Raw genomic sequence first — 16,702 nt, forward strand, 5'->3', positions numbered from 1 at the left:
CATGGTTATCGGCATCGATTTAGGCACCTCCGGCGTGAAAGTGGCATTGCTGGATGCGCACGGCAAAGTGATTGCAGTGGAGAGTGCGCCGCTGGAGGTGTCGCGGCCGCAGCCGTTATGGAGCGAGCAAGATGCCGAAAGCTGGTGGCAGGCAACCGATCGTGCCATGCAGGCACTGGCGCAGCAGCACGATCTCAGCGGCGTGAAAGCGATTGGCCTGAGCGGGCAGATGCACGGAGCCACCTTGCTGGATAGCGAGAATCGGGTGCTGCGTCCGGCGATTTTGTGGAATGACGGGCGCAGCGGCGAGCAGTGTCAGGAACTGGAAAAGCGCGTGCCGGATTCGCGTCGCATCACCGGCAATCTGATGATGCCCGGCTTCACCGCGCCAAAGCTGCTGTGGGTGAAACAGCATGAGCCGCAGGTGTTTGCTCAGGTGGCGAAAGTGCTGCTGCCAAAAGATTATCTGCGCTTCCGCATGAGCGGCGACTTCGCCAGCGATATGTCGGACGCGGCGGGAACGATGTGGCTGGATGTGGCGCAGCGCGACTGGAGCGATGAGATGCTCAGCGCCTGCGAGTTGCAGCGCAGCCAGATGCCGCAACTGTTTGAAGGTAATCAGATCACCGGCACGTTATTGCCAGATGTCGCCGCGCGCTGGGGCATGCAAAGGGTGCCGCTGGTGGCGGGCGGCGGCGATAACGCGGCGGGCGCGGTGGGTGTCGGCATGGTCGAGCCGGGACAAGGCATGCTGTCGCTCGGCACGTCGGGCGTCTATTTCCTGGTAAGCGACGGTTATCTTAGTAATCCTCAGCGTGCGGTGCACAGCTTCTGCCACGCGCTGCCGCAGCGCTGGCATTTGATGTCGGTGATTTTGAGCGCGGCTTCCTGTCTCGATTGGGCGGCGGCGTTAACCGGTTGTGAGGACGTGCCGCAACTGCTGAGTGAGGCGGAGAAAGCGCGCAGCGATGTGCCGCCGGTATGGTTCCTGCCTTATCTCTCTGGCGAACGCACGCCGCACAATAATCCGCAGGCGCAGGGCGCATTCTTTGGTTTAACGCATCAGCATGGCCGCCCAGAACTGGCGCGCGCGGTGCTGCAAGGCGTGGGCTTCGCGCTGGCCGAAGGCATGGATGCGGTGCATGAGTGCGGCGTGCAGCCGAAAACCGTGATGCTGATTGGCGGTGGTGCACGAAGTGCGTACTGGCGTCAGATGCTGGCGGATATCAGCGGGCAGACGCTGGATTATTGTCACGGCGGCGAAGTCGGCCCGGCGCTGGGTGCAGCGCGACTGGCGCAGCTGGCGATTGATCCGGCGAGCGAATGGCCGTCGCTTGAACTGGCGCAGCGGCATCAACCCGATGCGGCGCGGCATCAGGCGTATCAGCCGCAGCGCGAAGTGTTTGCGCGCTTGTATCAACAGTTGCAGCCGTTGATGTCTTGATGTGGGAGTGTGATGGCTGGATTTGGCAGGGTGTTGGGGGGTTTATCAGGTATTATTGGGGTTTTGTGTTAAATGTAGTGGCCTGATTTGCCCTCACCCCAACCCTCTCCCGTAAACGGGAGAGGGAGTCGTTAGCTCGATCGGTTCCCTCTTCCGCTTGCGGGAGAGGGCTAGGGTGAGGGGAAAAAAACACACCAAACCCAACCGGAGCTCACCATGCCGCAGTCCGTCTTCTTCCTCGTGCTTCCCGGCGTGATGGCGCTGGATCTCACTGGTCCCGCAGAAACCCTGCAGCTGGCCGACGGCCACTTTACGCTGCATTACATCGGCCCGCAGCCGAGCGTGCTGTGCTCCACCGGCATGACCATCGCTGACATCGCGCCGTTGCCTGCGCAACTGCCGGAAAACAGCCTGCTGGTGGTGCCTGGCGTATACAATTCGCGCGTCTGTTTCGATACCGAACCGGCAGCCATAGCGCGTGACTGGCTGCGCCAGCAGCAAGCGGCGATTACCGATCAGCGCATCACGCTGGTATGCATCTGTTCTGGCGCATTGCTCTCGGCACAGGCAGGATTGCTGGATGGCATTCAGTGCACCACGCATCACGATGTATTACCGCGCCTGAAAGCGGCAGCACCGGCGGCATTAGTGAAAGATAATCGGGTTTTCGTCGAAGATGGCGGCATCTGGACCAGCGCGGGCATTACTGCGGGTATCGATCTGGCGCTGCACTTAATCAATAGATTGTGCGGTGCGCCGCAGGCATTGAAAGTGGCGCGCGAAATGGTGGTGTGGTTCCGCCGCTCCGGCGACGATCCACAGCTGTCGCCGTGGCTGCGCTATCGCAATCATATGCATCCGGCGATTCATCGCGCGCAGGATGTGATGATTGCCCATCCCGAACACGATTGGTCGCTTACTGCCCTGGCCGAGCGGGCGCACGTCAGCGAACGTCATCTTACGCGGCTGTTCCGCCAGCATCTTGGCATCAGCGTGCGCGAGTACCACGAACAGTTGCGCTTAGTGATTGCGCGGCAACGTCAGCAGCAGGGCGAAGCGGCGGAGAAAGCGGCGCTGGCCGCCGGATTCTCCTCGGCACGCCAGCTGCGCCGCGCGCACCAGCGCTGGGACGATCAGCTCACCAGATGACGCTTATCCACGCGCTGTAAGCCCATCGCCAGCAGCAAGCTGCCGATCAGCGTCACGCCCATCACCCACGGCAAATCGAGCCACGGACGCGACATATCGTCGTAGTGATTGGTGCGCAGAAAGTGGATAAACAGCGCGTGAAAGCCGTAGATCGGCAGTGAATAGCGCGAGATAGTGGCTAGTACCGGCAGCGCGCGCTGATTCAGGGTATTTTTGAACAAAATCAACAAGCTGATGGCGGCAATAAATACCAGTGGCCCGCAGTAGAGATACCAGGTATCGTTGAACGCGCCGTTGATTTTCAGCATCTGTTTGGTGCCGAGCGCAATGCCAACCACGCAGGCAACAAAGCCCAATCCCGCCAGCCAGCTGATGCTGCGCTTGTCGGTCTCCATGCAGCCAATCGCGCGTCCGAGCAGCGCATACAGCAGGTAATAGATGCTGTCGCCGCTGACATACAGATTCACCGGCAGCCAGTGGAACGGCCCTAGCGATTGGCTCACGGTATTCGGATTCGCCAGCACCGCCAGCACGATCACCAGCATGGCGACATAGCGCGGCGCCACGCTTTTCACCTGAATCAGCGGGGATAACAGATAGATGCCGATAATGGCGAAGAAGAACCACAGGTGATAGAACACCGGTTTTTGCAGCAGCTTAAGCAGCGATCGCCCTTCATTGATCGGCGTTAGCCAGGTGATATAGACCAGTGCTACCGCGCTGTAGAACAGCAGGCACAGCACGATGCGCAGCAGATGCCGCCCTTGCGCGCTGCGTTCGCCGAAAAACAGATAGCCTGAGATCATAAAGAACAGCGGCACACAGACGCGTGACGCCGAATTAAGCAGGTTCGCCACATCCCAGCTCATGCCTGTCACCGCCATCGGTCCGGTGATGTACCAGGTTGTGGTGTGAATGACGATCACCATCAGGCAGGCAACCGCGCGTAAGTTGTCGATCCAGTAAATTTTTTGCTGCATGGCGTCCTCTTGCATTTGCTGCGAAGAAGGGTAGCCAGTGAGCTGCGCGGCAACAACCTTTTGCGCTGTAATTCAGATCACTCTGTTACCAGGTCGCCATAAATGGCGCCCCTACAAAAACAATTCCGATCCGTCGTAGGGTCGCCATTTATGGCGACCTGGCTAACCGCGCACCAAAAACTTCTCGATCACCGCTTCGTCGGGTTCAACGCCGAGGCCTGGCTCGCCTGGCAGCCACGCGTAACCGTCGGCGATGCGCACCGGATTCTTCGCCAGCGAGCGGCTGATCTCGCCCGGCTCGACGCAATACTCCATCACCAGCGCATTCTCAATCGCGCACAGGAAATGCAATGATGCGGCGGTATTAATGTCGGTAGTGAAGTTGTGGTTACATACTTTGCGTCCGCGGCTGTGCGCGTAGCTGGCGATCTCCATCGCCTGGGTGAAGCCGGTGCGCGTCAGGTCGATCTGCACGATGTCGATGCCGCCTTCATCTATCAGGCGCTGGAAACCCGTTACCGAACACTCTTGCTCACCAGCAGCGATATGTTGCTGGCACGCCGCCGAAACCTGACCGTAACCGGCGTAGTTATCCGGATGCAGCGGCTCTTCAATCCAGAACAGATTGAGATGTTCATAGCGCTGGCTGCGGCGGATGGTGGTTTTGGCATCCCACACGTGGCCGACATCCAGCATCAAATCCACGTTATCGCCCATCGCTTTGCGCAGCGCCTCGAGATAGCGCAGATCCTGCGCTTCGTCAGTGCCAAACGGCTCCCAGCCAAACTTCACACCGCTATGGCCGGTATCAATCGCGTGTTGGGCGCGCGCGACCGTCTCTTCGACGCTGAACTGGAACATGTTGGAGGAATAAACGCGCATCTTGTCGCGCATCGCGCCGCCCAGCAGTTCAACAATCGGCTTGCCGAGCGCTTTGCCTTTGATATCCCATAACGCGATATCGATGCCCGCCATCGCCTGCAACACCGCGCCGCTGCGGCCGTAGTAGATGGTGGCTTTGTGCATCTTCTTCCACAAACGACCGGTTTCCAGCGGGTTTTCGCCAATCAACAGCGATTTCAGGCCGGTGACCATGGTGTGCGAATAGGGTGCTTCGATGATGGCTTTGGTGACATACGGACTGCCATCCACTTCGCCCCAGCCGGTGATGCCGGCATCGGTGGTGATTTTGATCAGCAGCGCATCCTGAGAGCTGTCGGTGCGCCGCTCAATCACTGGCAGGCGCAGGTAAAACGCCTCAACGTTAATGATTTTCATGGTGTTTTCCCTGGTGTAAAGGCAATGCGAAATTAGCCGAGAGCGGAACGGTGCTGGCGGCGTTGGGTAATCAGGGTTTCGTAATCCACGTCCAGCGCCTGAATGCGGATGTGGTTCTCAACCTCGTCGGTCATTTTGGCGATGTCGCCATCGGCAAAGACATTAATCAGCCGCTGGTGCTCCTCGATGATGTCGCTCATCGATTTGCCCATGGTGGAGAGGCCGAAAATCACCGTCAGCTGACGGGCAATCGACTCCCACAAATTGCTCAGCACCGGGTTGTGCGCGAAGCTGCACAGCGTGCGGTGGAAATCGGTATCGGCGGAGGCAAAGCCGTAAACGTCATCGTTTTGCATCATCGCCTGCATCTGCGCCACGCCTTGATAGAGCTGATTAAGCTGCTCGGCGCTGTTGCGTCCGGCCTCAATCGCGCGGCGACAGGCCAGCGTCTCCAACGGGATGCGCACATCGATAATCTGCTCCAGCCGCTGATGCGAAATCTCCATCAGGCGAATGCCTTTGTACGGTTCGCTGGTGACGATGCCCTGGCTCTCCAGAATGCGCAGCGCCTCACGAATCGGCACGCGGCTCATGCCGAGCTTGGCCACCAACTCCGGTTCTGCGATGCGGTCGCCGGGCAGGATCAGGCCGCGCGAGGCGGCGCTGAGAATGGCATCCACGGCGTGATCGACCAGCGTGCGCGGACGCGCGGTATTCCAGCTGTTATTGGTGGCTGCGTCCTGCGCCAGCGGGGCGCTGTTTTTACGGCTAGCGGTAGAGGATTTTCCTGCCATGTTATTTGTCCTGTTTAAACCTGTCGGGTCACGAACTGACCGAAGCCGGTTTCAACCTGCATCTGGTCATCCTGGAATACCGTGACGCCACGAATCAATGTGCGCACCACTTTACCCTGACAGCGCATCCCTTCAAATGCGCTCCACTTGCCGAGTCCCTGAAAATTCGCTCCGCTTACTGTCCAGCTTTGGCTGGCGTCGTAGAACACCAAATCGGCGTCGAAGCCGGGCGCAATCGCCCCTTTTTTGCCCCACAGCTGGAAGGCTTTGGCCGGGCCGCTGGCGGTCATGCGCGCAAACTCGCTGAGCGCCACGCCACGTTCACTATGGGCCGCACTGAAGAACATCGGGCTGAGGGTTTCCACGCCGGTTAATCCCATGCCTGCATCCCAGATACTGGCTTCACCTGCCTGCTTTTGTGCGGGCGTATACGGGCAATGGTCAGAGGCGATCATGTCGATATCGCCGCGCAGCAGCACCTGCCACAGCGCATCCACCACCGGACGCGGGCGGATCGGCGGGCCGCAGCGCGCGTTAGGGCCGATGCGCACCAGATCGTCTTCATCGAGCAGTAAATAGTGCGGACAGGTTTCGAAGCTGGCACGGACGCGGCCTTTGGCGGCGACAATGGTTTCCGCCGCGCGCGCCGAGCTGACGTGCACGATATGGCAGCGCGCGCCGGTCTCTTCGGCAATCGCTAACACGCGTCCCACCGCTTCGATCTCGGCGATTTCCGGCCCCGCCAGCGCATGCGCGCGTGCATCATTGCGTCCGGCACGACGCTGTTCGCTGCCAGCACCGATCAGAATTTCGTGGTTTTCCGCGTGCACGCCAATCAGCCCGTCGAACGTGGCCAGCTCGCGCATGGCACGCAGCAAACCGTCATCGTCGAGACGCGGCAAACCTTTCTCGTCGGTGGCTTCACCGTTGGGCGCGCCGCTGCACAGGAAAGCTTTGAAGGCCAGCGCACCGGCCTGATCCAGCGCCGCCAGTTCATGTACGTTGCGGCCATCCAGTCCGGCCCATAGGGCGTAATCCACCGAGCAGTTGTCTGCCAGCCAGCGTTTCTTGGCGCTGAAGTTAGCCAGCGATGTCGCCGGTGGCAGCGAATGCGGCATTTCGACGATGGTGGTGACGCCGTGCGCCGCCGCACCGCGCGTACCTTCGCGCAGTTCCTGCTCGGGGAAATCGTGCGAGCCGGTGAAATGGGTATGCACATCAATCGCGCCAGGCACGATGATCAAGCCTTGCGCATCGATCACCTCGTCAACGCCGTGTGTAATGGCGCCAGGCGATAACACGCCGCTAATCTTGCCGTTTTCGATCAGCAGATCCGCCAGTTCAGCGCGGGTTTCTGTCACCACCAAACCATTAATAATCAGCTGTTTCATCACTCTGCTCCTGCCTGCGTCACCAGCGCCGCATACGGCACCGGCTGTGAAGAGTCGAGCCAGCCGATAGCCGTTAACAGCTGGCTGAAATGCACAAATTCGGCGCGTGGAATCACGCAATCAGGCGCAAACACGCCGGCCTGTTGATAGGCGGCAAGGCCGCGCACCAGCGCATCGCGCGGATAATCGGGGTAAAAAGCCTGCACCTGTTGCGCCAGTTCAGTGGCGTCATGGTTGGAGATCCACGCCAGCGCCTGCGCAATGGCGCGGGAGAAGGCGGCAAAGGCGGCGGCTTTCTCCTGCAGCACATCAGCGCGGGCGATGTAGGCGCTCCAGGGTACGTGGCCGCACAAACTGGCGAGGCTGCTAATGCTGTGGAGTTGTCCGGCGGCGATGGCGGGCGCCAGCATATGCATGGCGTGCAGCGCATAATCGGCTGCGCCATGGGCGACGGCTGCGAAATCTCGCGCCTGGTCGCCGCTGCCGGCGATCAGCTCGACATCATCCTGCAAACCGTGACGCGCCAGTAACCAGCGGAACGTGAGCGTGGCGGTACCGACATTGCCGACATCCAGCACGCGTTTACCGCGTAAATCGCTGAGCTGAAAATCCGGCTGCGCCTGCACCGCCGCAAAAAACCACGGATTGGCTGCCACCGAGGCGCAGAAACACTGCAGCTCCGCGCCGTGCTGCTGAAAATGCTTCATCACCACCATCGGGCCGCCGAGCGTGAGATCGGCGTCGCGATTCAGCACTGCGGGAACCTGGCCGCCTTGTACCGTGTGTCCGCCCGATTCGCTGGTGGTGAAGATCACATCAACTTGTTCGGCGGCAAACAGGCCAAGGCTCTGCGCCAGATAGTGCGCGCAGTAATAGATGCGCGATTCGCTGGCATCGCCTTGATTGAAAATCAGTGTCTGCATTAGCCGCGCACCTCGGTGATGAAACTGCCGTTAAGGCTGGCCATATCGCTGACGCCGCACCAATGGCTGATCGCGGTGATTTCATTGATCCAGCCGGACAGCAGATCGAACACCGCGCTTTCGCCACCCGCCACTAACGCACTGATGATCGGTCGCACGCTGAGCGACAGCGACGCGCCGAGGCAGCGCGCCACCACCGCATCGCTGCCGCAGCGCACGCCGCCATCCAGCAGCAGCGGCAGCCGGGTCACCGCCTGCAAATCGGGCAGCTGATCGACCGGCGTGGCCCAGCGCGCGCTCTGACGCAGGCCAATGTTCGAGGCGATCAGTCCACTGACGCCGTGCTGCGCGGCCTGCGCCGCATCGTCATGATGCAAAATACCTTTCAGCCACAGCGGAATATGATGATCGGCGCAGTGCGCCGCCACCTCGTCAATGTCCTGCCAGCGCCACACCGGAAAAGCCGGCAACGCCGCAACGCCGGGCTGCGTGCCGCCGATGGTGTGCCAGCCGCGCTGTTTCAACGCATCACCAATCGAGAAGCCGCCGGGCTGTAATCCGGCCACCGGATGCACCGGTGCCAGCACCGTTAGCACGATATTTTTAAATCCGGCCTGCGCGGCCTGATCGATTATTTCTTTGATGCGGCCAACATCGCCCGCCGCACGCAGTTGCAGCCAGCAGCGATCGTACTCCGCACCAATTTGCTCTAGCGGCGTGACGGTCTCTTCGGAGATCACCAGCGGTAGTTGCAGACGTTTGCAGGCGCGCGCAATCGGCAACACACCTTCTTCATGGAAAATACGGTCACCGGCAAATGCGCCGACGCCAAGCGGTGCGGACCAGTTTTGCTGGTGCAGAGAAATCTGCGTGTCGATGCTTTCATTGCCCTGCAGCACGCGCGGTAACAGACGAAAGCGGCGCAGCGCCTGCTGATTGGCATCGGGTTCGTTACCCAGCGCATCGGCCGGTTGGCCCTGCATATAGCGGAACAGCGCCTCGCCAAGGCGTTCGCGTGCCGTGAGTTCAAAGCGCATGGGCATGTTGCGCCTCCACAGCATTTTCATGTTCAAGGAAGGTGGTAAACGCTGGCGTTTGCGGATTTTGCAGAATCGTCGGCGGGCCTTCTTCAATCAGCGCGCCGTTCTGCAGGAACACCACGCGATCGGCAACGCCCGCCGCAAATGCGATGTCGTGGGTGCTGATGATCATGGTGATGCCGGTTTGCGCCAGGCTGCGCATGGTTTGGTTCACTTCGCGTACCAGCTCCGGATCGAGCGCGGAAGTCGGCTCATCAAACAGCAGGATTTGCGGTTCTGCCGCCAGCGCGCGCGCAATGCCGACGCGCTGCTTCTGTCCGCCAGAAAGTTCATGCGGCAGCGAGGCGGCGAAATCACCGAGTCCTACCATTTTCAACGCGCGCATCGCTTTACCGCGCGCGATTTCCGGCTGTGCGCCCTGCACGCGCAGCAGAATGCTCATCACGTTTTCCAGCGCGGTGAGGTGATCAAACAGCGCGAAGTGCTGGAACACAATGCCAATGCCTGATTTGGCGCGGTTCAGCGGCAGATGACGCTGCGCCAGCGCGCGACCGTTTTCGTCGCTGCCCATAAAGTGGCCTTCAGTTTGAATGGTGCCGCTGCTGCGCGGCGTCAGCGCCAGAATCGATTTCAGCAGCGTACTTTTGCCCGAACCAGAGCGACCGAGCAGCACCACCACTTCGCCGCGACGTACGGTTAACGACAGCGATTTCAGCACCGCTTTACCAGCGTACTCAACGCACAGCTGATCCACTTCCAGTACCGGCGCGGCAGTTTGCGTATCCCAGCGTCGTTTCGGTAGCTGCATCGGCATCACTTCCGCTTCTGGCGGCAGCTTCGCCAGACGCGCGCGTGCCCGACGTGCACGTCCATCAAGGTTGTAGAACTTCTCCAGCCACCACTGACCGCCCGCCAGCAGCGTGGAAAGAATCAGGTAGATGCCGCCCGACGCGACCAGCACCGGAATAAACAGGAAATTTTGCGACACAATCGCCTGGCCGCGCATCGTCAACTCATTGACGCCCACCACCGAAGCCAGCGAAGTGGATTTCAGCAAGCCCACGGTTTCGTTGCCCATGGTCGGCAGAATGGCGCGCAGCGCCTGCGGGATCACCACGTGAATCATCTCTTTGCTGCGCGAATAACCGAACGCCTGCGCTGCCATGCTTTGGTCGCGATCGGTCGCCATAATGCCGCCGCGAATGATTTCGGCGCAGAAGGCGGTTTCGTTGATCATCAGCGCGACAAGGGCGCTGGTGAACGGGCTCAAACGCAGGCCAAATTCCGGTAGCACGTTGTACAGCAGAATCAGCTGCAGCAGCACCGGCGTGCCGCGAAGCGTATAGATGTAGATTTTCACCGGCACGCGAATAAACCCGTGCTTTGAGCTGCTGGCTAACGCCAGGAAAAAGCCAATCAAAATGCCGCCCGCCAGTGCGCCAACCAACAGCTGCACGGCGATAACAGCGCCTTCCCACAAGTAGGGGAAAGTCAGGTACTTAAGAAAATCATCCAAGGCGTTATCCTCCTCAACGCCTCGGTTTCGTCACCGAGGCGGCTGAGTTTATGCATTAACCACGCGCAACCACCGGACGTTCGGCAGCGCTGCCCTGGCCCCAGTAATCCAGCAGTTTTTTCTGTACGCCGCTCTCCTGAATCACCTTCATCGCGTCCAGCACCGCTGCGCGCAGCGTGGCGTTGTCTTTGGCGATCGGGAAGCCAACCATGATTGGCAGATCCACGGTGAAGCCGCTTTGCAGCGATTTGTCCGCTTTGGCGATGGCAACGGCGGAACCGGCTTCGGTCAGATAAACGTCCGCGCGACCGCTTTTCACCGCCTGAATGCTGTTGTCGGTGTTCTGCACCATCAGCATGCTGACTTCGGGCTTACCGGCGGCGCTGCATTTGGCGCTTTGCTCCGGCACCAGTTTGTTAGCTTCGTAAGAACCCGCTGCGGCGGCGACGGTTTTGCCGCACAGATCATCGACGCTGTTGATTTTCTTCGGGTTGCCTTGCGCCAGCACCGAACCGTCCTGCACCTGCATCGAGGCGACGAAGGCGATCTGTTTCATGCGTTCTTCGGTGACGTACAGCATCGGGCCGATATCGGCGCGTCCGCTGGAGATCGAGGTGAGCAGCACGTTGAATGAGCCGCTTTGGTAGCTGTGTTTCGCGCCGAGGCAGCTGCTGATGCGCTCGAACAGTGAAGGATCAAGCCCTTCAATGATGCTGGGATCTTTTTCCGATGGCGCTTCAAAGCCTTTGGTGTAGCCGCCGAGGCCGACGACCAGATCTTTGCCTTTCAGCGAGGGATATTTGGTTTGCAGTGTTTTGCACTGCGCCATCGCCGCGAAGTCGCTGGCGGTAGGCGTGATGGGATCGGTGCTGGCTGCGTGGGCACTGGAGATGCCCGCCAGTAAGCTGCCGCTGAGACCAGAGATTAACAAAGCAGTGCGTGCAAATTTCATAATAAGGTTCCCCTGATGCTGGTGAATGAGAAAGCGATGACCTTGTGATTTATGAACGTCTTTGGTATTTGGGTGCTGCTTGTCCCTCACCCCAGCCCTCTCCCGCAAGCGGGAGAGGGCGCCGATAGTGCGGGCTGGAAATCTATTCATCCCCTCTCCCATTTATGGGAGAGGGTTAGGGTGAGGGGAAAAGCGCACCCTTAATAACCTCGTGCCGGATCAACCTGATTACGCAGCGGTTGCCCGTGGCGGAAACGTGCCAGGTTATCGATAAACACCTCAAGGCATCCGGCGAGATAGGCGCTGTGATCGTCGAGGCTGCAGTGCGGCGTCATTACTACGCCGGGCGTGTGCCACAGCGGGTCGTCGGCGGGTAACGGCTCTTGCGGATAGACATCCAGCACCGCGCCAGCCAGTTCGCCCGCATTGAGTTTTTCGCGCATCGCGCTGTAATCGAACACATCGGCGCGGCCAACAATCACGATGCCCGCGCGTGCGGGCAGCAGATCGAAGCGGCGGCGATCGAACAGGTTGTGGGTTTGTGGCGTCAGCGGCAGCGTCGACACCACCACATCCACCTGCGGCAGCACATCGTCGAGCGCGTCAATGCGGATGCAGCGCGCCACGTTGGCATCACACTGGCCGCTGCGCGTCACGCCAATCACGCGATAGCCTAGCGCGGTGAGCAGTTTTGCCGCTGCGGCGCCAATGCCGCCAACGCCCAGCAGCAGCACGATTTTGCCGCGTGCGCAGCCGCCAAAGGTTGGACGCCAGACACGCTGCGCCTGATCCTGCAGAAAACCGGGAATGCCGAAGTTGAACATCAGCGCCGCCATCAAAATGAATTCGGCACCTTTATCGCCGTGCACGCCAGAGGCATTTGTGAGCGTCACGCCCTGCGGCCAGTGCGCCAGCCACTGTTCAACACCTGCCGACATCACCTGCACCCAGCTCAAGCGCGGCGTGCTGAATTGATCGAGCGCCAGCTTGCGGCCGCTCCAAAGAATGTCGCAGCGGGCGAGGAAGTCGTCGGTCTGCGCCGCATCGCTGTTTTCGCTCAGCGTGAAGTGGCTGCGCAACGGCGGATGCGCGTCGAGCTGCAGTTGCAATTGCTCAGCAGAGAGATGGAGTGCGCGCGGCGCGCTGGCGTCGTTCTCGATATGAATATGCATCAGCGCATCGCCGTCACTTCCATCTCGACCAGCAGGTCAGGATGGTTGAGTTGAATGCCCACGGTGGCGCGCGCCGGGAAAGGGAACTGGAAGAATTCACTGTAAGCGGCATTCATCGCGCTGAAGGTGCTGAGATCGGTGAGATAAATGGTGACGCGGACTACGTTGTCGAAGGTCATGTTCGCTTCGCTCAGCAGCTCGCCGACGTTTTTCAGCACCTGACGCGTCTGGCTGGCGATGTCGTTGCCCATCATCTCGCCGCTGTAGGGATCAATCGCCACCTGGCCGGAAATAAACAGCATCGGTTCGTGCAGCACGGCGGCAGAGAGCGGCGCAGGACCCATTGGGCGGTCGCTGGCGTTCATTCCGGGATAACTCAACGCAATCTTCATGGTGAAATCTCAGGCAAAACTGTTTCACCGCAATTTCGTATACGATTATACGAGTGTCAATGTGCGATTTTTAACCACCGGGTCAAAAAGGTGATGCGTATCACGTAATAGGATTTGCTGATGTATCAATCAATATAATGAAATTTAAGGGTTTAATGAGGTTTTTTCTGTGAGTGATGGCGGTCAGTGTGAATCGTATACGATTTTCTTATTGTTCTGTTTTTGCCCGCAAAACCCTGCTGCAATCGCCTGGCCGCTGGCCTGGATTTCCGGCTGCACAATCCGCGGTCAAAGGGTATACTGGCGCACTCTTTTTTTAACCGATCCGTATCGCGTGCGAATTCAACATGCAAAAGTTTGATACCAAGACCTTTCAGGGCCTGATCCTGACCTTGCAGGATTACTGGGCGCGTCAAGGCTGCACCATTGTCCAACCGTTGGACATGGAAGTGGGCGCCGGCACCTCACATCCGATGACCTGTCTGCGTGCCTTAGGCCCAGAGCCGATGGCGACCGCTTACGTGCAGCCATCTCGTCGTCCAACCGATGGACGTTACGGTGAAAACCCGAACCGTTTACAGCACTATTACCAGTTCCAGGTGGTGATTAAGCCCAACCCGGACAACCTTCAGGAGCTGTACCTTGGGTCGCTGAAAGAGCTGGGTATGGATCCCACCATCCACGACATTCGCTTTGTCGAAGACAACTGGGAAAACCCAACGCTCGGTGCGTGGGGACTCGGTTGGGAAGTGTGGCTGAACGGCATGGAAGTGACGCAGTTCACTTACTTCCAGCAGGTTGGCGGCCTGGAGTGCAAGCCGGTCACCGGCGAGATCACCTACGGCTTAGAGCGCCTGGCGATGTACATTCAGGGCGTAGACAGCGTTTACGATCTGGTGTGGAGCGACGGTCCGTTCGGCAAAACCACCTACGGCGAAGTGTTCCATCAGAACGAAGTGGAGCAGTCGACCTACAACTTCGAATACGCTGACGTTGACTTCCTTTTCACCTGCTTCGAGCAGTATGAGAAAGAAGCACAGCAGCTGCTGGCGCTGGAAAAACCGCTGCCGCTGCCGGCTTACGAGCGCATTCTGAAAGCGGCGCACAGCTTTAACCTGCTGGACGCCCGTAAAGCGATTTCGGTTACCGAACGCCAGCGCTATATCCTGCGTATCCGCACCCTGACGAAAGCCGTGGCGGAAGCCTATTATGCGTCCCGTGAGGCGCTTGGCTTCCCGATGTGCAATAAAAACAAGTAAGAGGCAGCCATGACCGATAAAACTTTCCTGGTGGAAATTGGCACCGAAGAGTTGCCTCCGAAAGCGCTGCGCAGCCTGGCAGAAGCCTTTGCTGCGCACTTCACCGCTGAACTCGATAGCGCCGGTCTGGCGCACGGCGAAGTGAGCTGGTTTGCTGCGCCGCGTCGTCTGGCGCTGAAAGTGGCCCAGCTGGCTGCCGCGCAGCCCGATCGCGAAGTGGAGAAACGTGGCCCGGCTATTGCCGCCGCTTTTGATGCCGATGGCAACGCCACCAAAGCGGCCGAAGGTTGGGCGCGTGGTAACGGCATCACCGTGGCGCAGGCGGAACGTCTGAGCACGGACAAAGGTGAATGGCTGGTGCATCGCGCCGCCATCACCGGCGAAAGCGCGCAGGCGCTGCTGCCAGCGATGGTTGCTACCGCGCTGAGCAAGCTGCCGATTCCTAAGCTGATGCGCTGGGGCGCGAGCGACGTGCAGTTTGTGCGTCCGGTGCACACCGTTACGCTGCTGCTGGGTGACGAGCTGATCCCCGCGAAGATTCTGGGCATTCAGTCCGATCGCGTGATTCGCGGCCATCGCTTTATGGGCGAGCCCGAATTCACCATCGACAACGCCGATCAATATCCGCAGCTGCTGCTGGAACGCGGCAAAGTGGTGGCGGATTACGCGGCGCGTAAAGCCAAAATCAAAGCGGACGCGGAAGCAGCGGCCCAAAAGATTGGCGGCATCGCCGATCTGAGCGAAAGCCTGCTGGAAGAAGTGACCTCGCTGGTGGAATGGCCGGTGGTATTGACGGCGAAATTCGAAGAGAAGTTCCTCGCGGTGCCGGCTGAAGCGCTGGTTTACACCATGAAAGGTGACCAGAAGTACTTCCCGGTGTACGACGCGGCGGGCAAGCTGCTGCCGAATTTCATCTTTGTCACCAACATCGAATCCAAAGATCCTCAGCAGATTATTTCCGGTAATGAGAAGGTAGTGCGCCCGCGTCTGGCGGACGCCGAGTTCTTCTTCAACACCGACCGCAAAAAGCGTCTGGAAGATAATCTGCCGCGTCTGGAAACCGTCCTGTTCCAGAAAGAGCTGGGTACGCTGCGTGACAAAACCGATCGTATTCAGGCGCTGGCTGGCTGGATTGCCGCGCAGATTGGTGCTGATGTGAATCATGCAACGCGTGCTGGTTTGCTGTCGAAATGTGATCTGATGACCAACATGGTGTTCGAGTTCACCGACACGCAGGGCGTGATGGGCATGCACTACGCGCGCCACGATGGCGAAGCGGAAGATGTGGCTGTGGCGCTGAACGAGCAGTATCAGCCGCGCTTTGCCGGTGACGATCTGCCGTCAAATCCTGTGGCCTGTGCCGTCGCGATTGCCGACAAGATGGATACCCTTGCGGGTATCTTTGGCATCGGTCAGCATCCGAAAGGCGACAAAGATCCGTTCGCATTGCGCCGTGCCGCGCTGGGCGTGCTGCGCATCATCGTTGAGAAAAACCTGCCGCTCGATCTGCAAACGCTGACCGAAGAAGCGGTGCGCCTCTACGGCAGCAAGCTGAGCAACGGCAAAGTGGTCGATGAAGTGATCGACTTTATGCTGGGCCGTTTCCGTACCTGGTATCAGGAAGAGGGCCACAGCGTTGACACCATTCAGGCGGTGCTGGCACGTCGTCCAACCCGTCCGGCTGATTTCGATGCGCGCATGAAGGCGGTTTCGCACTTCCGTACGCTGGAAGCGGCCGCGACATTGGCCGCCGCCAACAAACGTGTGTCCAACATCCTGGCGAAATCGACCGAAACCCTGAATGACAGCGTGCAGGCTTCCCTGCTGAAAGAGAACGAAGAGATCCAACTGGCGACCTTCGTGACCGCGCTGGGCGATAAGCTGCAGCCGTACTTTGCAGAAGGTCGCTATCAGGATGCGCTGGTTGAGCTGGCGCAGCTGCGTGAAGCGGTGGATAACTTCTTCGATAAAGTGATGGTGAACGCTGACGATCAGGCGGTGCGAATTAACCGTCTGACGCTGCTGGCACAGCTGCGTCAGCTGTTCCTGCAGGTGGCGGATATTTCGCTGCTGCAGTAGTTTACCTGGTCGCCATAAATGGCGGCCCTGCGAAAAAAAGGGGACGAGAAATCGTTCCCTTTTTGTTTTCAACACTCGGCGCTAACGTCCTGCGAGTGGTGCAAGATACGCCCGATGAAGATTTCATCCACTTCAGCGCGATAGATTACAATATGCTTGCCTAAAGGCAGCGAATAAATCTGCTTACCTAAATCCGGTCGTTTGCGGCCTAAATCAAACATGGCGAGTTTGTCGAAGAGCTGAGTGAATCTGGCGCTTTAGTCATCAGCTAACTGCTCTCCATAATTCCAGTAGCCATAAATCCAGATCTTCATCAGATCTGCATCAGCTTCC

The 16,702-nt window shown here is 59.2% G+C and carries 14 protein-coding genes and 1 pseudogene; 4 read left to right on the plus strand and 11 right to left on the minus strand.

Features of this window, described 5'->3' with window-relative positions; all coding sequences use genetic code 11:
* The first annotated feature begins 1 nt into the window (after nt 1).
* Both xylB and PanJK_RS17450 read left to right on the plus strand, forming a co-directional pair.
* Nucleotides 2-1,444 (plus strand): xylulokinase, encoded by a 1,443-nt coding sequence (gene xylB, locus PanJK_RS17445; protein WP_265301506.1) that lies wholly within the window; start codon nt 2-4, stop codon nt 1,442-1,444.
* 216 nt (nt 1,445-1,660) lie between these two features.
* Nucleotides 1,661-2,593: a GlxA family transcriptional regulator gene (locus PanJK_RS17450; RefSeq protein ID WP_154156925.1), complete on the plus strand. Its 933-nt coding sequence runs from the start codon at nt 1,661-1,663 to the stop codon at nt 2,591-2,593.
* Here PanJK_RS17450 and PanJK_RS17455 read toward each other — a convergent pair.
* The 10 genes from PanJK_RS17455 to PanJK_RS17500 all read right to left on the minus strand — a co-directional run bounded on the left by PanJK_RS17455 (nt 2,578) and on the right by PanJK_RS17500 (nt 13,031).
* Complete coding sequence (locus PanJK_RS17455) at nt 2,578-3,573, minus strand: acyltransferase (protein ID WP_265301510.1); 996 nt, start codon at nt 3,571-3,573, stop codon at nt 2,578-2,580. The genes PanJK_RS17450 and PanJK_RS17455 overlap by 16 nt on opposite strands.
* A gap of 162 nt (nt 3,574-3,735) precedes the next feature.
* Nucleotides 3,736-4,851, minus strand: a complete 1,116-nt coding sequence (locus PanJK_RS17460; RefSeq protein ID WP_265301512.1) for a mandelate racemase/muconate lactonizing enzyme family protein — start codon at nt 4,849-4,851, stop codon at nt 3,736-3,738.
* A gap of 32 nt (nt 4,852-4,883) precedes the next feature.
* Entirely contained in the window at nt 4,884-5,645 is a 762-nt protein-coding gene (locus PanJK_RS17465; RefSeq protein WP_265301514.1) for a GntR family transcriptional regulator, read from the minus strand.
* 14 nt (nt 5,646-5,659) lie between these two features.
* Nucleotides 5,660-7,036: a dihydroorotase gene (locus tag PanJK_RS17470; protein ID WP_265301516.1), complete on the minus strand. Its 1,377-nt coding sequence runs from the start codon at nt 7,034-7,036 to the stop codon at nt 5,660-5,662.
* Nucleotides 7,036-7,959 (minus strand): ABC transporter substrate-binding protein, encoded by a 924-nt coding sequence (locus tag PanJK_RS17475; protein ID WP_265301518.1) that lies wholly within the window; start codon nt 7,957-7,959, stop codon nt 7,036-7,038. The genes PanJK_RS17470 and PanJK_RS17475 overlap by 1 nt, the downstream gene beginning before the upstream one ends.
* Nucleotides 7,959-9,002 (minus strand): alpha-hydroxy acid oxidase, encoded by a 1,044-nt coding sequence (locus PanJK_RS17480; RefSeq protein WP_265301520.1) that lies wholly within the window; start codon nt 9,000-9,002, stop codon nt 7,959-7,961. The genes PanJK_RS17475 and PanJK_RS17480 overlap by 1 nt, the downstream gene beginning before the upstream one ends.
* Nucleotides 8,986-10,515, minus strand: a complete 1,530-nt coding sequence (locus tag PanJK_RS17485) for an amino acid ABC transporter permease/ATP-binding protein (RefSeq protein WP_265301522.1) — start codon at nt 10,513-10,515, stop codon at nt 8,986-8,988. Before PanJK_RS17485 ends, PanJK_RS17480 begins: the two co-directional genes overlap by 17 nt.
* Nucleotides 10,516-10,570: 55 nt before the next feature.
* Nucleotides 10,571-11,467, minus strand: coding sequence for a transporter substrate-binding domain-containing protein (locus PanJK_RS17490; RefSeq protein ID WP_265301524.1), 897 nt, complete (start codon nt 11,465-11,467; stop codon nt 10,571-10,573).
* A 200-nt stretch (nt 11,468-11,667) separates the two neighbouring features.
* Nucleotides 11,668-12,639: a D-2-hydroxyacid dehydrogenase gene (locus PanJK_RS17495; protein ID WP_265301526.1), complete on the minus strand. Its 972-nt coding sequence runs from the start codon at nt 12,637-12,639 to the stop codon at nt 11,668-11,670.
* A complete protein-coding gene (locus PanJK_RS17500; RefSeq protein ID WP_265301529.1) occupies nt 12,639-13,031 on the minus strand; it encodes a RidA family protein in 393 nt (130 codons plus the stop codon). The genes PanJK_RS17495 and PanJK_RS17500 overlap by 1 nt, the downstream gene beginning before the upstream one ends.
* 347 nt (nt 13,032-13,378) lie before the next feature.
* Here PanJK_RS17500 and glyQ point away from each other — a divergent pair, with 347 nt between their 5' ends.
* Together glyQ and glyS are read left to right on the plus strand one after the other, a co-directional pair.
* Complete coding sequence (glyQ, locus tag PanJK_RS17505) at nt 13,379-14,290, plus strand: glycine--tRNA ligase subunit alpha (RefSeq protein ID WP_008105242.1); 912 nt, start codon at nt 13,379-13,381, stop codon at nt 14,288-14,290.
* 9 nt (nt 14,291-14,299) lie between these two features.
* Nucleotides 14,300-16,369 carry a glycine--tRNA ligase subunit beta gene (gene glyS / locus PanJK_RS17510; protein ID WP_091004167.1) on the plus strand — a complete coding sequence of 690 codons (2,070 nt, stop codon included), beginning with the start codon at nt 14,300-14,302 and terminating at the stop codon, nt 16,367-16,369.
* A 68-nt stretch (nt 16,370-16,437) separates the two neighbouring features.
* Here glyS and PanJK_RS17515 read toward each other — a convergent pair.
* Nucleotides 16,438-16,605 (minus strand): annotated as a pseudogene (locus PanJK_RS17515) (type II toxin-antitoxin system RelE/ParE family toxin); the annotation flags it as partial.
* Between the last annotated feature and the right edge of the window lie 97 nt (nt 16,606-16,702).

Origin of the sequence: Pantoea sp. JK (assembly GCF_026130245.1) — a bacterium.
GTDB classification, from domain to species: Bacteria; Pseudomonadota; Gammaproteobacteria; order Enterobacterales; family Enterobacteriaceae; genus Pantoea; species Pantoea trifolii.

Coding starts and splice junctions, on each gene's coding strand:
- PanJK_RS17480 (WP_265301520.1), bottom strand. CDS start 9,002: ATGCCCATGCGCTTTGAACTCACGGCACGCGAACGCCTTGGCGAGGCG.
- PanJK_RS17500 (WP_265301529.1), bottom strand. CDS start 13,031: ATGAAGATTGCGTTGAGTTATCCCGGAATGAACGCCAGCGACCGCCCA.
- glyS (WP_091004167.1), top strand. CDS start 14,300: ATGACCGATAAAACTTTCCTGGTGGAAATTGGCACCGAAGAGTTGCCT.
- PanJK_RS17475 (WP_265301518.1), bottom strand. CDS start 7,959: ATGCAGACACTGATTTTCAATCAAGGCGATGCCAGCGAATCGCGCATC.
- PanJK_RS17495 (WP_265301526.1), bottom strand. CDS start 12,639: ATGCATATTCATATCGAGAACGACGCCAGCGCGCCGCGCGCACTCCAT.
- PanJK_RS17465 (WP_265301514.1), bottom strand. CDS start 5,645: ATGGCAGGAAAATCCTCTACCGCTAGCCGTAAAAACAGCGCCCCGCTG.
- glyQ (WP_008105242.1), top strand. CDS start 13,379: ATGCAAAAGTTTGATACCAAGACCTTTCAGGGCCTGATCCTGACCTTG.
- PanJK_RS17490 (WP_265301524.1), bottom strand. CDS start 11,467: ATGAAATTTGCACGCACTGCTTTGTTAATCTCTGGTCTCAGCGGCAGC.
- PanJK_RS17455 (WP_265301510.1), bottom strand. CDS start 3,573: ATGCAGCAAAAAATTTACTGGATCGACAACTTACGCGCGGTTGCCTGC.
- xylB (WP_265301506.1), top strand. CDS start 2: ATGGTTATCGGCATCGATTTAGGCACCTCCGGCGTGAAAGTGGCATTG.
- PanJK_RS17450 (WP_154156925.1), top strand. CDS start 1,661: ATGCCGCAGTCCGTCTTCTTCCTCGTGCTTCCCGGCGTGATGGCGCTG.
- PanJK_RS17460 (WP_265301512.1), bottom strand. CDS start 4,851: ATGAAAATCATTAACGTTGAGGCGTTTTACCTGCGCCTGCCAGTGATT.
- PanJK_RS17470 (WP_265301516.1), bottom strand. CDS start 7,036: ATGAAACAGCTGATTATTAATGGTTTGGTGGTGACAGAAACCCGCGCT.